We start from the raw sequence: 17,888 nt of genomic DNA on the forward strand, positions 1-17,888 counted from the left end.
TGATTATGAAAAATAACTTATATGTATGGCTTTGGGGAATTTTATTTATCTGTTCTTCTTGTCATGATTTCTTTAAAGAATCAAGTCAAGATGAGATAAAACCGTCTACGGTAGAAGATTTACGCTCCGTGATGTACAAGGAGGCTTATCCTTATCAGTTTGCATCAGATAGTTATTTGATGTTATTGACAGATGAAATACAATGTAATGGTTCTTTGAATGAAATGTATGCAACAAAACATGAAAACGGAACTCCTGTGTTTACTTTTAATCCAATGATGTTTGACGGGGGAGAATCGTTTCCGGATGATGTAAACTCGTGGAAAGTGTATTACGAGAAGATTATGGGATGTAACGTGATTATTGATTATATTCCAGAGGTGTCCGGAACTGAGCAGGAAAAGAATGCGTTACTTGGGCAAGCAATTTTATTACGAGGATTTTATTATTTGAAATTAGCAATGATTTATTGTCAAGCTTATAATGCGGAAGGTGTTGATCCCAAAACGGCATTGGGAGTACCTTTGATATTAACGATGGACTTGACTGATGATTATCCTGAACGATCTTCATTAGAGACCTTGTATGGACAGGTAGAAGAGGATTTGTTAACAGTAACTTCTTTATTAGAAGAAAATTATGAGCCGGATAATGTTTACCGGGTAGGAAATATAGCTGCTTACGTATTACTTTCTCGTTTTTATTTGTTTCGTGGAAGTGATGAAGATTTGGATAAAGCGATTCAGTATGCCCAAATGGCAATAGAACAAGGTCCGATGTTAACACGTTTGTCTATGTTGGTAGGAACAGACAAAAGTATTTATGATAGTGATGCTAGTTCAGAAGTTGTTTGGTGTTATGGGGGTAAATCTTTTTATAATTCTAGTTCTCCCTATTTTTTCACCCAATCTTATCAAGAGATTGTTCCTTGGGATGTATCGTCTCAATTGTTGGGTGCATATGGAACAAATGATTTAAGGGATGATGTTTATTTTAGTACAGACTTTGTTAGAGGAACTTATGGAAGTAAGATCGGTTATAATTCTTCATATGGTGGTGACCACGGTATTCGTATGGCTGAAGCTTATTTAAACCGGGCAGAAGCATTAACCCGTCGTTTCATGACAAAAGGCGATGAAAATGATCGGGTACAGGCATTGAATGATTTGAATACATTGAGAGAGACTAGATATGTTGCCGGGACTTATGTAGATGAAGAGATTACGAATGCGCAGGATTTATTGGATTTTTGTGTGAATGAACGTAGATTGGAGTTATGTATGGAGGAAGGCTTCCGTTGGTTTGATATTAAACGTTTTGGTTTATCTGTGACTCATAGATATATTGATAGTGAAGGAACAGAACGGGAATATGTATTGGAAAGTAACTCTTTATTGTATGCTTTACCTATCCCGTATGATGCAATGGAACGAAATTATAAATTAAAACAAAATCCCAGATAAAATATGAAATGGAGTTATTTTTATATCGAATTATTGTTTTTGTCAATATTGACAGTTTCATGTTACGATGAAAAGGATTTGGAACCTTCAAATATAGTTTCCAGTTATTCTGTTCCTCAAGGGACACATGATTATGATGATGTAATTGTAGATATTTATGATCAATATAGTAGTTGTTTATTATATAAGTTTACAGACAAGGATACTTATTGGACTCCTTCCGGTTGGATGAATGGAAGTTTGGGAGAAGAGGGAACAAATGGTTACATTGTAACTCCGGCAGACGAGAATTATGTTGGTCAACAAGTAGATTTACTTCAAAATGCATGGTTTTCTTTCTATTCGGATGAGTTTTTGAAAGAATTCTTACCCGTAAAAATTATGCTTTGTTCTAATATAGACTCTGTATATGCAGAATATGATTTTTCTGAAGGTTTTAAAGTGATATACAAAGGAAAGGGAGTAAATGCTTGGTATAATTACGATAATATATGTGTATCTTATGGTAATGAAACTGTGATACAGATGACGAAAGAGGATACTTTAGCTTTCCGGAGGAAAATAAATCAGATTTTTATAGAGAGTATGATTGGGAGAGGTAAAACTTCACCTACGAAAGAATTTGAGGAAGTTACAAACTATAAAACAGATGGTATCAATAGTATGAGTCCTGTGGAATTATGGAAATTAGGAGTTCCGTGTGCTAGTCTGAAGACCTATAGTGTTTCGGTTGAAACAGATTGGACGAGTTTCTTGATGATGATGATAACTTTTAGTGAGGAATTTTTAACAAGAACTCCCGAATATTTCAATGAATGGGATCATTCTATGGCGAACTGGGATGGTATCTTGAATCCGGCAAAAGATGTAAACGGTCTTTTGAAAAAGCGGTATGATATGGTGCGGGATTATTTTATCGAGAATTATAACATGGATTTGCAAAAAATAGGCAATGAATTAAATCGTTAGTATGAAATATTTGTTGATTATATTGTTTTCCCTGTACGTATTAAGTAGCGGGGCTGAGAATCGTGTGGTTCAGAAAGAGGATGAGAAAGAGGTGTCTATAGATGAATTTATTCATAAAGATACCCCGAAAGATGCCGGGTTCTTTCATGTTTATGTACAGGATGGAAGATATTATCTGGAAGTACCGGATGATAAACTTGAACGGGATATTCTGGTGGCCGTAACGATCATAAAGGGAACGGCACAGAAAGAGCGGAGTACGGATGCTCGTTTCGGGTATGGCGGGGACTCCGTGTATGATCGGTTGATTCGTTTTATCAAGAATCAGGATAGAATTGAAATTGTATCTCCTCAGGTATTTTACCTGGGAGATACTCCCGCCTTGTATGATGATTATATTAAAAATGTGATCTCTCCCGTGATGTATTCTTTGGAGATTAAAGCCAAATCTGCCGATAGTTATTTGGTAGATATTACCGATTTGTTTCTGAGTGATTGTGATTTGTTTTCCTTGAAAGGAGCGAAGGTAGCCTTAAAATTAGGCGGTTATCAGCAGGAGCAGTCCTATGCTTTGGATGTAAAAGCTTTTCCGGAAAATATAAATTTCCGTTCCATGCGTGGTTATGCTGTTGACGGGGAAGTGAAGGATGGTGGGTACACTTCTTCTCTTTGGGAGGTGGGGGCGTCATGGTTTCTTTTACCGGAGAAACCGATGAGACAAAGAATGTTTGATGATCGGGTGGGGTATTTTACCTTCGTGTTGGATGGGATGACGAAACGGAATGACCAGATGGAAAAAGCGGCATTTGCAACTCGTTGGCGTTTGGAGCCGAAACCGGAGGATATGGAAAAATATTTGCGTGGAGAACTTGTGGAACCCGTGAAACCGATTGTTTTCTATATTGATCGGGCAACCCCGGAATATTTGGTGCCTTATTTTATAAAAGCGGTAAATGCGTGGCAGGGTGCTTTTGAGAAAGCCGGATTTAAGAATGCGATTTACGGAAAGTTAGCCCCCTCGCCGGAGGAAGACCCTGAATATAGCGAAGGTGATATTCGTTATCCGTTAGTATCGTACAAAGCCTCCCCGATTCCGAATGCTTACGGTCCGATGGTGTTTGACCCTCGATCCGGGGAAATTATCACCTCGCATATTGCAATATTTCATTCGGTTCTGGATTTGTTACAACGTTGGTATTTCGTGATGTGTGGGGCGGTTGATTCCCGTGCAAGAGAATACCCTCTAAGCCATGAGGTAATGGGAGAACTGGCGGCAACCGTGTTGACTCATGAAGTGGGACATACGTTAGGACTTCGGCATAATTTTATCGGTAGTACGGCCTATCCGGTGGATAGTTTGCGTAGCAAGGCTTTTATCCGTGAACATGGTTTGGGAACTTCCATTATGGATTATCAACGTTTTAATTATTTGGCACAACCGGAAGATGGTTTGGAACCGCAAGATTTATTGCCTCGTATCGGGATATACGACGAGTTTGCGATAGAATGGGGGTATCGTTGTTTTCAGGAGACAAATAATCTGGTGGAAAATGATTTGAAGTTACGTGCTTGGGTGGATGAAAAGCGGAAGGACCCGAAGATGTTTTATATCGTGGAAACGGATTATAGTGATCCCCGAGTACAATCTGAAGATAGTGGGGATGACATCATCAAGGCGAATCGCTTGGGAATGAAAAATTTGAAATATATCATGGAGCATCTGGAAGAATGGACAAAAACGAGTGATCCGGATTATTACGCTTTACGAAGACGCTATCTTTCCGTGTTGAGTCAGTACCAGAATTACGTGAACCACGTGATCCGTTACGTGGGTGGTAGTTATACGGATAACCCGACGAGGGAAGAAGAGAGTTTAACGGTGTATCAACCTGTACCTAAGGAAAAGGAAGAGGAGGCACTTGCTTTCTTGGAAGAATACGTGTGTCGGGAACCGGAATGGCTTTTTCGGCCCAATTTAATGGAAAAGACCGGTATTAATTTTGAATATTATGAGCAGGAACCGGCCAATAGTATGATAACTAAATTGTTATTAAAGTATTCGATATTACATAAAAACCGGCAATTAAACCCGGATGGTTTGACTATTGACGAGTTGCTGGATCGTATGTACGTGACTCTCTTTGAAGAAAAGGGTAGGAGTGGAGAATTATCCCGGTATGACAGGGCATTGCAAAAGGGATTTGTGCAGGATCTTGTCGTGAACGGGGAGAATCCGACGACTTTATTTAACGGGGTTGGAGTTCGTATCAAGCAACTGGTTTCGAAAATAAAACAATATGTGTTGACCGCCTCGGGGGAGGGACAAGATGCGTTGACGGTCAGTCACTACAAAACACTTTATAATTTTATTACTCTGTGGGAGAGCGGAAAGAATAAGTCATTGATTGAATTGAACTAAATATATTAGGGATGAAAGTATTGAATGTATGTTTGTTACTGATAGTAACTTTATTGATGTCTCGTCCGGTTGTTGCGCAAAATAATGCAGAACCGATGACATTCAGTCAATTTAAGGAACAGAAAGATTTACAAATAAATAACGGTTTTTACACGGTTTATCGTTTAGGAGATAAATATTACTTGGAGATTCCAATGGAAGGAATGGGAAAAGAGGTTTTGATCACGACACAAGTGGTGCGGGGATATTCGGCTTTTCTTTCCGAGACTTCAGGAGTTGTCCGGTTTTCGATCGGGAAAAACAATCGAGTTCAAGTGGTTCGTAACCGGGTTACGGATGTTGCTGCGGATTCAACTGATTTTTGTATGGCGAATGCGATTCGAAAATCAGGACTTGTACCGGTGGATTTTACCTTGCCGATAGCGGCTTGGGGAGAAGATAAGCAGTCGGTGATTATTGAGTTAACGAACGAATTGAATAATCCCGGAAGTGGGTTATTTAAGGTGAGTTCTTATAGTTTATTAAGCCATCCGGATCCTAATCTTTCTGGAATTGACGGTTTCCGGATGTTGAATCAAGGGGTTGTTTTTTCGGTGACACGTACCCAGTCGGATTTTTATGCAAATCCTCAAATGCAACAGGGATCGGATGTCGCCTCTACTTTTGCATTGGAAATGGTTATTCAGCAACTGCCAGAACATTCCGTGACCTTGAAAGCCAGTCATCCGGCTTATGGTTTTGAAACAATCGGGATTACCGAATATGATACCAAGAGATACGTGGCCCGTAAAAAAGAGTATATACAGAGGTGGCATCTTTCGGCTCCCGTGAAGGAGTTGCGAAAACAGAAGAAAGGTTTGACTATTGAACCGGAAAATCAGATTTGCGTGTACATCGATCCGATCACCCCGGCCCCTTTTGTCGAGAGTATCAAGAAGGCCATGCAACAATGGGAAAAAGCATTCGAGAGTGCCGGATGGAAGAATGTCTTCCGTTATAGTTCGGAGGCGAAAGATGCAGCCTTGACTTACCGGACGATTCTTTTTCGTTGGGGAAATGCTTTTAACGATGTTAATTTTTCCATGATTGCCAATCCTGTGAATGGTGAAATATTATGTGCCCGAATTAACGTGATGGATGCCATGGCAGATGAATTGTTAGGCACTTATTTCTTGCAATGTGGGTGGCTGGACGGGAGAATCCGGAAGGATCTTCATAGCTTGGGGGTACGGCAAGATGTGTTGACCGTTCAACTGGCATCGATTTTGGCCAAGGTATTGGGAATGAAACCTAATAAAGCCGGAAATACCGTTTTTACCCCGGATAATATTCGTTCCGAGAAATGGTTGAATAAATATGGAATATCGGCATCAATTACTTCCGGTATGGTGTTTAATTATCTCGCTCAACCGGGTGACCGGGTAAGTGTCAAGAATCTTTTTCCTCGTGTTTCCATGTATGATTATGATGCGATTAACTATGCTTATGGCAATAGTGATGCCTTACCTTCCATGCAGGCGGCTTTCTATGCCCCGGAGGATAAATGGGACCCCTATGCTCAAGACGGTTTCTTGTCAAATGATATTTTGTCGGCAAGTGTGAAAGGCATCGAATCGGTACGGGAGATTTATCCTCAACTGGGAGAATGGATGAACCAGTTACCGAAAGATCAGAATACATGGAAAAGTGTATCCGATTTCTCGCTGAAAGTGCTTGCACTATACCAGACTTATCTGACTCAGATTGTGAAATTGGTGGGAGGTCGTTCTATTCGTCCGGTCATAAAAGGAGTGAATGAATCTCCGGTTATTTATGTCCCGAGAGAACTTCAGGAAAAGGCTTTACAATATTTAGAGACAGAAATTTTGACACAACGTCCGGAGTGGGTTCATTCCAAAGAAATGCAACAAACGGGGACATACGATATAAACCATATGATGGTAGGATTGGCCGAGAAAATCACGCAACATTTTATAGATCCGAAAGTCATCACTTCCCTCGTGGCGGCAGAAAGTGCATACGGGGAGAATGCGTTCACGGCGAAAGAATTATTCGCGTATGTTGATCGGGTTATTTTTGAAAATTTTGATACCCGGAAGGCTGTTACTACCTATAAACAAGGAATACAGGCTTGTTTTATTTCGGATTTTGCCCGAACAATGGCACAGAATAACATCTCTTTTGGCTTGGGAAACGAGTCTGCGGGAGTCCTTCATGCCTATTTCGTGGAACTGGCGAGAAAAGTGAAGGAATTGAGTGAAACTCACCAAGATTCCCTTACCCGGGAAAACTACCGGGTGATGCTGATGCGAATGAACCGAGAGTATTTTGATAAACAATAAGGATATGAGAAAGATTTTATTTTTGCTTGTAGGACTGTTGGCATACTGTCAGGCAGAGTCACAAAACAGGGAAATCGAGTTTGAAAAGTCCACTTTGCAGGATGCTTTAAATAAGGCTACTGCCGCGGGAAAAATGGCTTTCGTGGATTGTTACACGGAATATTGCGGCCCTTGTAAGACAATGGCGGCGTTGGTTTTCACGTTGGATAGTGTTGCCGACTTTTTTAATTCCAATTTTGTAAATGTTAAATTGGATATGCTGTCGGAAGATGGGAAACAATATGCGGATAAGTACAAAATCGGGGCCTATCCTTCTTTCCTACTTTTGAATGGTAAGGGTGAGTTGCTTTATAAGTTTGTCGGGGGAAAATCGGCAGATGTGTTTATGGCCGAAATTAGAAAGGGGATGAAACCTGATAACCGGGTGAAATCAATGGATGATACTTACGCCACGGGTAAGTATTCCAATGATTTTTTACGGGAGTACGTGCAGTTGAAATTGCAGTTGCTTGAGAAAGGGGAAAGCCTTAGATTGGGGAAGGAGTATTTCGATAAAATTTCGCCAGAAGAACGTTTACAACCGGAGAACTGGTTCTTGTTTGCGGATCGGACTCTGGGCGGGATCAATAGTACGAATATGCGATACTTGCTTGAGCATTGGCAGGATTTCGTGAGGGTACAAGGAGAAGAAAAAGTGTATGAACGAATTACAGCTTTCTACCGGGATATGACGGAATGGGTGTTACAAGGTTGGTATTTCCGGGATTTTGAACGTAATCCGGAGGATTTCGTGTACTATCGGCAACGGATTTCGGCAATTCCTCTGCCTTGTCAGAATGATTACTTGGTTATGATGGACGTGGCGAAAGCGGTCACCTTAAATGATTCCTTGACGGTTCGGGGACTTTTGGAAGATCATGTTGCCGATTTTAGCAATGAAAATCAACAAATCATGTTCGGTGGGATGGGATGGTTCCCTTCCTATAACGGGGTATATCATGAACAGTTACTGGAAATTGCCCGAAAGGTGGTTCAAGGTGGTTCAACCTCTAATTTGGCCAACTATTTAAAGACTTTACTTAATCCGGATGAGGCATACGTGGGCGAGAAATATGACGTGCAGAATCTGAAGGATAAGATCGGTTCCACGATGATTGTACCTTTCTTTCACCCGGCGAAACCATTGTTTTGGTACTCTTACGAGAAACAACCGGGCGAGAGAGCGTATTATGCCTATGACCCGAAGGAGGGGAAACGAGAGGTGTATAACTACCGGATTATAGATAGTTTGGTCCGGGAGATATTGCCGGGGGAAGAAGAGAGAATATATTATAACCCGGAATTTGATGATAACGGGTTGGTGGCTAAATTAGAGGTCGGGGGAAAGATATTCGTGTATGATGCCAAGAATAAGGCTTTGATTCCTTCTGAACGCAAGAAATATCCTTCTATTCGTCCGTATGGGGTTTCTCCCGATCTGAGATACGAGCTAATCGTGAAAGAGTATAATCTTTGGTTGGAAGATAAAGAGCAAAAGAAACAGGTACAACTGACTTTTGACGGGGATAAGGATTACGAGTTTGAAACGGCAAATACCGAATGGTTGTCGGATGACGGGACTTTTTATCTCACGAGAGAAGACAAACGAAATATCCGGACGTTTCCTCTGGTGTATTCACTTCGGGAACCGGCACCGACAGTCAGCGAGTACAAATATGAATTACCGGGAGATACCGCTGTTTTAAAACAAGAGTTGTTTATCGGGAACGTAAAGACGGGGATGTTTAAAAAGGTGGATGTGGTGAAATGGCGGGGGCAGCTATTGGAAGTGCTGAAAGTGGCAGATGTACAGGATCGGGTCTTTTTCATCCGTAAAAAGGGGACCCGAAATGAATTTGAATTATGCTCGGTCGATGCGAAAACAGGGGAGGTAAAGGTGATTTTGCATGAAGTGAGTAAACCATATCTGAATGAAGAGTTATTTAGTTGCCGGGTATTGAATGGAGGAAAGGATATTCTTTTGTGGTCCGATCGTTCCGGGTGGGGGCATTATTATCACTATGATGGTAATGGCAAGTTGCTGAATGTGGTGACTTCCGGGGAATGGACAGCGGGACGCATAATGAAGATTGACACGGTGAAAAAACAGATTTATCTGTACGGGTTCGGTAAGGAAAAGGGGAGAAACCCGAATTATACTTATTTGTATCGTGTAGGTTTTAATGGAAAACGATTGACCTTGTTAACCCCTGAAAATGCAACACATAGCACGTTTGTTCATCTGGGAGGAGGTCTGATCGTGGATAATTTTTCCCGTGTAGACACGGTACCACAAATTTCCGTACGTGATATAAACGGGCGCTTGCTGACTATTTTGGAAAAAGCGGACGTTTCTCATTTGTTGGCGTATGGTTGGAAGTACCCGGAACAGTTTACCGTGAAGGCGGCTGACGGGAAAACGGATCTTTACGGAATTATGTGGAAACCTTATGATTTTGATCCTAGCAAGAAATACCCGATCGTGTCGCAAGTATATCCGGGGCCACAAACGGAAACCGTGTGGACGGATTTTACCGTGCTGGATCGTTATAATAATACGGCTTTGGCACAAAGGGGGATTATCGTGGTGTGTTTCGGACATCGGGGCGGTTCTCCCTTCCGGGACAAAGCGTACGCTACCTACGGGTACGGGAATTTACGGGATTATGCGTTAGCGGATGACAAGGCGGGATTGGAACAATTGGGACGTAAATATTCTTTTATTGATACGAATCGGGTAGGTATTTTCGGACACTCGGGGGGTGGTATGATGGCTTTTGCTGCAATCTGTACTTATCCTGATTTTTACAAAGTGGCTGTGGCCTCATCGGGTAATCACGATAATCGTATTTATAATCGTACGTGGGGAGAGACTTATCAAGGAATCGGGGACGATTATAAGTTTACCGTGAAAACAAATCAGAAACTGGCAAAATACTTGAAAGGTCGTTTACTTCTGGTGACAGGAGAGGTGGATAATAACGTGCATCCGGCTAACACGTACCGGGTGGTGAACGAGTTGATTTTGCAAGGAAAGGATTTCGATTTGTTGATCTTACCGAATCAAGGTCATGCTTTTGATGGGCCTTATAAATCTTATTTCGAAAAGAAGAAAAGGGATTATTTCACGAAATATTTACTGGCTGAATAAATTGTAATACGAATCGTGTAAGTGTGAAAGGAGATTTCCGGTAAAGCGGATTTCTCCTTTTTTAATATCGTGGGAAAGAAAGGTTCTTGAAATAATTCTATCTTTGCAGCGTCAAATTCAGATGGTCATTATGGCAAGAAAAGAAATTACATATACTCCCTCGGCAGAGGTTTGTTCGAAAGAGATTCATATTGTGTTGGAAGACGATGTGATCGTGGAAGTCGGTTTCAAGAAGGGATGTGCCGGGAATACGCAAGGGGTGTCGGCCTTGTTGAAAGGAATGAAAAAAGATGAGGCCATCCGTCGGTTGCGGGGAATATGCTGCGGACGAAAGTCAACTTCATGTCCCGATCAGTTGGCTCAAGCCTTGGAGAATATGGCGTAATTTAACCGTGTTTCTACCGATATAATTGGCAGAACGTTGAACAAAGCCGAGATAAAGACGACACAAAGCTGAGATACAGCCGAGTTGTGTCGTCTTTATCTTTTGGGGATGTCTTGGATGTGCATCGCCTAAGCCCTAAACAGGGATAAATAAGGGTAGAAAATAGTACCGTTTTCTATTTCAGGTATTCTATAAAGTGTAAGTAAAACGTGTGGTAATATTTATTCAAAACTATACTTTATGGAAGAATCAATTGTTAAGGTAAAGCATTTATCTCATCGTTACAGTGTACAATGGGCGATTCGGGATATTAATTTTGAGATAACGGAAAACGGTATTTACGGTTTATTGGGTTCTAACGGGGCGGGTAAATCGACGACGATGAACATTATGTGTGGGGTGTTGAAACAGACAGAAGGGGAGGTTTTCATCAAGGGAGTAAGTATGAGAGAGAACCCGGTGGAGGCCAAACGCTATATCGGTTTTTTACCCCAGAAACCACCCCTGTATAATGATTTAACCGTGGAGGAATTTTTGGCTTTCACGGCTAATATTCGTCGTATTCCCACGGGAGAGGTGGCCGAGGCGATTAAGGTGGTGATGGGACGATGCGGGTTAAGCCATTTCCGCAAACGGTTGGTTCGCAATCTATCGGGAGGGTATCAGCAACGTTTGGGGATAGCCCAAGCGATTATTCACAACCCGGCATTTGTCGTGCTGGATGAGCCGACCAACGGGCTGGACCCGAATCAGATCGTGGAGATTCGGCATTTGATTAAAGAGATTGCCGAGGAACGTACGGTGATTCTCTCCACGCATATCTTGTCGGAAGTACAGGCAACGTGTGATTATATCCGGATGATCGAGGAAGGACAGGTCGTTTTTGCCGGAACGGTGGAAGAGTTTGATAATTATATCGTACCGAACACGATATTCGTGAGTCTGGCATCGGCCCCGCCGGTGGACGAGTTGAAGATGCTTTCCGGTGTGGAGGATGCGGTGAGCATGGGAGGCATGGATTACCGGGTAAACTTTTCGGATTCCCGGGAGGCGATTACCCAGATCGTGGAGGCAAGTGTGACCCGGAATTGGCAATTGTTGGAGATACGTATGGAGAAGAGTTCCATGGATAGCGTGTTTGCCGAATTGTCGGCCAAGAGTAAGAACCGCTAAAAAGGAGAGCTTATGAAAATGATATTCAAGATAGCGAAGACGGAGTTACAGTCTTTGTTTTATTCACCAATTGCTTGGTTACTTTTGGTGGTGTTTGCTTACCAAGTCGGGATGATTATGTCCGGGATGCTGGAAGATATTGTGGTTCGGCAGGCCATGGGATATGAATCGTGGAGGGTAACAACCATTTTTGGAGAACTTTTCGGGAATGTACAGGGAACCCTGTATTTTTATATTCCCTTGCTCACGATGAACATGATTAGCCGGGATTTGAGTGGCGGGACGATCAAGTTGTTGCAATCGGCTCCTTTGCGTAATGCCGAAATCGTGTTGGGTAAATACTTGGCATTGATGGTATTCGGGTTGGCGATGATGGGTGTTTTGTTATTTTACGTGCTTTTCGGGGTGTGTACGATTCAAAATATAGATTTCCCTTACGTGTTGACGGGAATGTTGGGGCTTTACCTGTTGTTATGTGCATACGCGGCGATCGGTTTGTTCGTGTCGAGTTTGACTTCTTATCAAGTGATGGCGGCTTTCGGGACGTTGTTCATTTTGGCCATGTTTAATTACGTGGGTGGTGTGTGGCAGGATTACGAGTTTGTGCGGGATATTACCTACTGGTTGTCTATACGGGGACGGACGGAAGAGTTTATTTACGGGTTGATTTGTAGCGAGGATGTGTTGTATTTCCTGATCGTGATTTTCCTGTTCCTGACGTGGACGGTCTATCGCCTCATCAACCGGGTGCAGAAACGGAGTTGGACTACTCGCTGGGGGATTTATCTAGGCGTGTTCTTGGTGTCGATGATGTTGGGGTACATGAGTTCCCGCCCGGCATTGATGGCATATCATGATTCTACCCGTACCAAGAGTAATTCATTGAGTAAAAGTAGTCAGGAGATCGTGGCATTACTGGATGGAAAAGTGAAGATCACGACTTACACGAACTTGTTGGATCGGGACTTTTGGAGTACGTTACCCGATCATATTAATTTTGATAAAGAGACTTTCCGGCCTTACACGCGGTTTAAACCTGACATGAAAATCCGGTATGTTTATTTTTACGATAATGCGAATAATCCGGAGTTGGAGGAACAGTATCCTGATATGAGTGACGAGGAACGGGCCAAGCAAATCAGTGAAAATTATGGTGTGCCGTTCTCGATATTTCTGGCCCCGGAAAAGATGCGGGAGATAGAAGATTTGAGTGCCGAGGGCAACAAGACCATCCGTGTTATTGAATTGGAAAATGGTCAGAAGGCGTATTTGCGTTTCTATTTCCACGGTGGTTGGAAAGAGTCTCCGGGAGAGGCCGAGATTTCGGCTGCGTTCAAGCGGTTGGTGTCGGAAGTCCCCACGATCGGTTTCCTTGCCGGACATGGCGAACGGAATATTTACCGGGAGGGGGATCGGGAATACAAGCGGATTTCCAGTGATAAAAATACCCGCTCGTCAATGATTAATCAAGGGTTTAATATTGAAGAGGTTTATTTACATTCATCCCTTCCGGATAGTATTGATATTCTGGTGATATCCGAGTTGAGATCACCGTTATCGGCAGGAGAGATGAACTATTTGCAGGAGTTTATCGGTCGGGGAGGAAGTCTTTTCGTTTTGGGTGGACCCGGACGTCAGGAATTGATGAACCCGATTATTGAACAGTTTGGTGTTCGTTTTATGCCGGGCCAACTGGTGCAACCCACCCCGTTACTTCAGGCGGATTTGATTCAGTCCGTCCCGACGGATGAAGGTGTTGCGTACTGGTCCGATCTGGATTATATCCGGAAGAATGAAGGGTGCGTGGCTATGCCGGGGTGCGTGGGATTAGAATATACTCCGATAGAAGGGATAACAGTTGTTCCGTTATTTTCAACCGATACGGCGGGGTGTTGGAATAGAATCGTGGCGACGGATTTCGTGCGGGATTCGGTGTATTATACTCCAGAAACAGGAGATCAAGCGGGAATTTTCACGACGGCATTAGCGTTGACCCGTGATGTGAACGGTCGAGAACAACGGGTTCTCGTTGCCGGAAACACGGATTTTCTTAGTAACGGGGAGTTTGCCACGGGACGGAGAGAGGTTCGGAATTTTAACGGGATATTGAAACATGCCGCTTTTTACTGGTTGTCACATGAAGAGTTACCCGTGAATACGGCAGGAGATAGCCCTATCGACCGGAAATTGTATATCGGTGAGGCCGCGATGGAGGTTTGGTCTATCGTGTTTATGGTCGTGATACCTGTTATACTGGCTCTTGCCGGGATCATTATATGGGTACGTCGTCGCGGGCGTTAATCTTTAAAAGTTTGTTTTATGAATATGATATATAAAATAGCAAAGACCGAGTTACAGATGTTGTTCTATTCGCCTGTGGCTTGGCTGGTTTTGATTATATTTACGTTTCAATCGGGGATGATTTTCTCCGGGATGATTGAAATGATCGAGCGGGAACAGGCTATGGGGTATGACCCGCTATTTATCAGTTCTTCGCTTTTCAATCGACTGTTCTATAGCGTGCAAGATTATCTTTTCCTGTATATTCCTTTGCTGACGATGGGATTGGTCAGTCGGGATCTGTCGGGTGGAACGATCAAGTTACTACATTCTTCGCCCATGACGAACACGCAGATTATTTTGGGAAAATTTCTTTCCATGATGATTTTTGCCTTGTTGTTAGTGGGGATATTTGTCGTTTACGTGATTTATTGCCTGTTCGTGGTGGAGAATTTCGATGTGTGCTATATTCTTACGGGGATTCTGGGCATTTATTTGCTGATATGTACGTATGCCTCGATCGGGTTGTTCATGTCGACGATTTCTTCTTACCAGATTATCGCGGCGGTGGGGACCTTTGTACTTTTGACTTTCTTGAATTTCGTGAACGGCATTTGGCAGGATATTGATTTCGTGCGGGATGTTACGTTTTGGTTATCTCTTCGGGGACGAGCGGAGAGTTTCACGGGAGGATTGATTTCCAGCGAGGACGTGATTTATTTTATAATGGTTCCGGGGATGTTCCTTTGGTTCTCGATCATAAAGTTATCGTCCCGGGTAAGTCATAGTTCCAAGGGGCGGAATGCCATGAAGTACGTGGGTGTGTTTTTGGTGGTGGCTGTTGTTGGTTACTTGAGTTCCCGTCCTCATTTGATGGGATATGTTGACACGACTAGGGAAAAGAGCCGAACGTTGACCCCGAATAGTCAGGAGATCGTGAAAAAGTTGGAGGGAGGTCTGACAATTACAACTTATAGTAACTTGCTGGATGATGATTTTATGAAAGCCATCCCCCGCTACCAGAATTACGATAAGAGTAATTTCCGGGAGTATATTCGTTTCAAGCCGGAAATTAAGATGGAATACGTGTATTACTATGATTCGGTTCAAAACACGAGGAGAAGGGGATTTTTGGCTGATCTTCCTTTGGAAAAGAGGGCCCGGCAAATTGCTCACTCCCACAAAATCAAGTTTTCGAGGTATTTAAGTCCCGATCAGATTAAACAGGTTATTGATTTGACTCCGGAGGATAATCGTTTTGTCCGTCAGGTAACGAGGGAAAGTGGGGAGAAGATGTTCCTGAGGCAATTTGATGACATGATGCGTGATCCTTCCGAGGGGGAGATTTCGGCAGCCTTTAAACGGATGGTGATGGAGCTGCCCACGGTCGGGTTCCTGACCGGACACGGGGAACGGGATATGAATCTTTATAGGGACCGGGATTATGCCTGTTTCGCACGTGATAAACGGTTTCGGTATGCTTTGTTGAACCAAGGGTTTGAGGTTCAAGAGGTGAACTTGAACGAGGATATTCCGACGTTAGTTAATATTCTGGTGATTGCCGATATGGCAAAATCCTTGACCGGGGAAGAGATGGAACGTTTACAGCGGTATATTGACCGGGGTGGAAATTTGTTTATCGTGGGTGATCCGAATAGCCGGGAGTACATGAACCCGTTGACGCAACTCTTCGGCGTGGAGTTCATGGAAGGGGTACTGGTGAAACCGACGGAGAATTTCCAGCCTGATTTGGTTATGTCCCGGCCGACAGCTGGAGCTTTGGAATTATCGTATTTCTACGAGACAATGGATAGCTGGAAAATGAGTGCTGTTATGCCGGGTGTTGCCGGATTGAAATATGCCGAGGATAAGGGGTTCAAGGTGACCCCGGTGTTGCAAACCGATACTCTTGGAGTGTGGAACGAGTTGGAAACGACGAACTTTATAGATGATACGGTTCGCTTTAATCCCGCAGTTGGGGAGGTAGAACAGTTATACACGACGGCAGTAGCTCTGGTCCGTCCGATGGGAGGTCGGGAACAAAAGATCGTGATACTGGGTGATGCGGATTGCATCAGTAACGTGGAACTTTTCAAATCCCGCGAAGAGATTGAATCCGGTAATTTTTACATTATCCTAGGTTCTTTTGCTTGGCTTTCAGACGGGGAGGCTCCCGTGGATGTGCGTCGTCCGAAGTCGATTGATAACCGTTTGTTCTTGGGAAAGACGGGGGTAAAGGTGACGGATATTTTATTCAAATGGTTTATCCCGATTGTTCTGCTGATAGGTGCGATTTTCGTGGCCATCAGGAGAAGAGGAAGATAATTTTCTTGGAAAAAGTAGTACCAATTTGTGTTTCAAGTATTCTTTAAATAGTTATGAGTATAGATAGCATACATATCATATTGGATTTGATTCTGAAATCTTGGGCAGGGACGCTCACGCAACCGGAAGAAGAACGGTTGAACGAGTTGCTGGAGGACCCGGAGTGGGCACGGCTGAAACAGGATTTGGAAGATGATCGTTTTATCATGGGACGTTTTAAAGAATACGAGAAATACGATAAGATTGCCGATTTTTCATGTTTCTTGAAACGAATCCGCAAACATAAGAAACGGAGGGTGTTGACCGCAAGTGTCCGCCGTACGATTTACGTGGCGGCCTCTTTACTTGTTTTTGTCATGGCCGGTGGCGTGTGGTGGTCGGAACGGACAGCGATGATTTCCCCGGAAGAGGGGCGGGAAATCGTGATAGAGACGACGATTGATCGGAATAGTGTACGGTTAATTTTGGGGGATAACCGGATGATTCCGTTGACTCATAAAAACGAGGCTATCGTGTTAGGCATGAGGGGTATATTACATTCTGAGGGCCTGAGAACTTTGAATTACAAGTACGTGAAGAGTGATTCTCTCGAAAACGTGTCCGAGTACCACACGTTGATTGTGCCGAAGGGAGAAAGGCAGAAGGTTATTTTTTCTGATAGTAGCTGGGTGATACTGAACGCGCAGTCAACCATGAAATACCCGGTGGCGTTCCGTGGGGAAGAGAGAAAAGTGTACGTGGAGGGAGAGGCCTATTTTGAGGTGACAAGAGATGAGGAACACCCGTTTATCGTGTCGGTCAAGAATTTTGACGTGCGGGTGCTGGGAACCAGCTTTAACGTGATGAGTTATGATGATGAATTTGCATCGAGTGTTACTTTGTTATCCGGGAAAGTGGAAACGACTTCCGGGCATGATACGGTTCGGTTGTCACCGGGCGAGCAAGTGTCGATAACAAGTGATAACCGGATGACGGTTCAAAAAACAGATATAAATGTCGTAGTGTCATGGATGGATGGAAAATTCGGTTTTAGTAACGAAAGACTGGATGTGATCATGAGGAAGATTTGTCGTTGGTACGATGTGGAAGTACTGTATGCGGTTCCGGGAATCAGAGAACGTCGCTTTACCGGGGCGCCTGCAAATAATATGCCGTTGAAAGAGCTGTTGGAGGCATTAAGTACCACGACAAATCTACAATTCTCTTTACAGGATGGAGTGATAACCATTAAACAAAATTAGAACACGTAAGAAATTAACATTTAAACATGAATTAATAGAATCATAGGTATTCTAAATGGGAGAAGTATACCTACTAACTAATCTACGAACTGTGGTGAAAC

Annotated in this window: 10 protein-coding genes; all 10 read left to right on the forward strand. The window is 43.2% G+C overall.

The window, feature by feature from the left end; genetic code table 11:
- Positions 1-5: 5 nt before the first annotated feature.
- The 10 genes from R8806_RS03415 (at position 6) to R8806_RS03460 (ending at position 17,787) form a co-directional block, all read left to right on the forward strand.
- Positions 6-1,463, forward strand: a complete 1,458-nt coding sequence (locus R8806_RS03415; RefSeq protein ID WP_164720043.1) for a RagB/SusD family nutrient uptake outer membrane protein — start codon at positions 6-8, stop codon at positions 1,461-1,463.
- Positions 1,464-1,466: 3 nt separating this feature from the next.
- Positions 1,467-2,432, forward strand: coding sequence for a zinc-binding metallopeptidase (locus tag R8806_RS03420; RefSeq protein WP_151411475.1), 966 nt, complete (start codon positions 1,467-1,469; stop codon positions 2,430-2,432).
- Position 2,433: 1 nt separating this feature from the next.
- Positions 2,434-4,851 (forward strand): zinc-dependent metalloprotease, encoded by a 2,418-nt coding sequence (locus R8806_RS03425; protein WP_124316609.1) that lies wholly within the window; start codon positions 2,434-2,436, stop codon positions 4,849-4,851.
- Positions 4,852-4,862: 11 nt separating this feature from the next.
- Entirely contained in the window at positions 4,863-7,193 is a 2,331-nt protein-coding gene (locus R8806_RS03430) for a DUF5117 and DUF5118 domain-containing protein (protein ID WP_124316608.1), read from the forward strand.
- A gap of 4 nt (positions 7,194-7,197) precedes the next feature.
- On the forward strand, positions 7,198-10,383 hold the full coding sequence (locus R8806_RS03435; protein ID WP_124316607.1) for a prolyl oligopeptidase family serine peptidase: 3,186 nt from the start codon (positions 7,198-7,200) through the stop codon (positions 10,381-10,383).
- Between the two features lie 130 nt (positions 10,384-10,513).
- Positions 10,514-10,768, forward strand: a complete 255-nt coding sequence (locus R8806_RS03440; RefSeq protein WP_124316606.1) for a TIGR03905 family TSCPD domain-containing protein — start codon at positions 10,514-10,516, stop codon at positions 10,766-10,768.
- A gap of 240 nt (positions 10,769-11,008) precedes the next feature.
- Positions 11,009-11,941, forward strand: coding sequence for an ABC transporter ATP-binding protein (locus tag R8806_RS03445; RefSeq protein WP_124316605.1), 933 nt, complete (start codon positions 11,009-11,011; stop codon positions 11,939-11,941).
- Between the two features lie 12 nt (positions 11,942-11,953).
- Positions 11,954-14,242 (forward strand): Gldg family protein, encoded by a 2,289-nt coding sequence (locus R8806_RS03450; RefSeq protein WP_124316604.1) that lies wholly within the window; start codon positions 11,954-11,956, stop codon positions 14,240-14,242.
- Positions 14,243-14,260: 18 nt separating this feature from the next.
- Positions 14,261-16,546: a Gldg family protein gene (locus R8806_RS03455; RefSeq protein WP_151411476.1), complete on the forward strand. Its 2,286-nt coding sequence runs from the start codon at positions 14,261-14,263 to the stop codon at positions 16,544-16,546.
- A gap of 53 nt (positions 16,547-16,599) precedes the next feature.
- Positions 16,600-17,787, forward strand: a complete 1,188-nt coding sequence (locus R8806_RS03460) for a FecR family protein (protein ID WP_151411477.1) — start codon at positions 16,600-16,602, stop codon at positions 17,785-17,787.
- Positions 17,788-17,888 lie beyond the last annotated feature (101 nt).

This window comes from Butyricimonas faecihominis (genome assembly GCF_033096445.1).
In the GTDB taxonomy this organism is placed as follows: domain Bacteria; phylum Bacteroidota; class Bacteroidia; order Bacteroidales; family Marinifilaceae; genus Butyricimonas; species Butyricimonas faecihominis.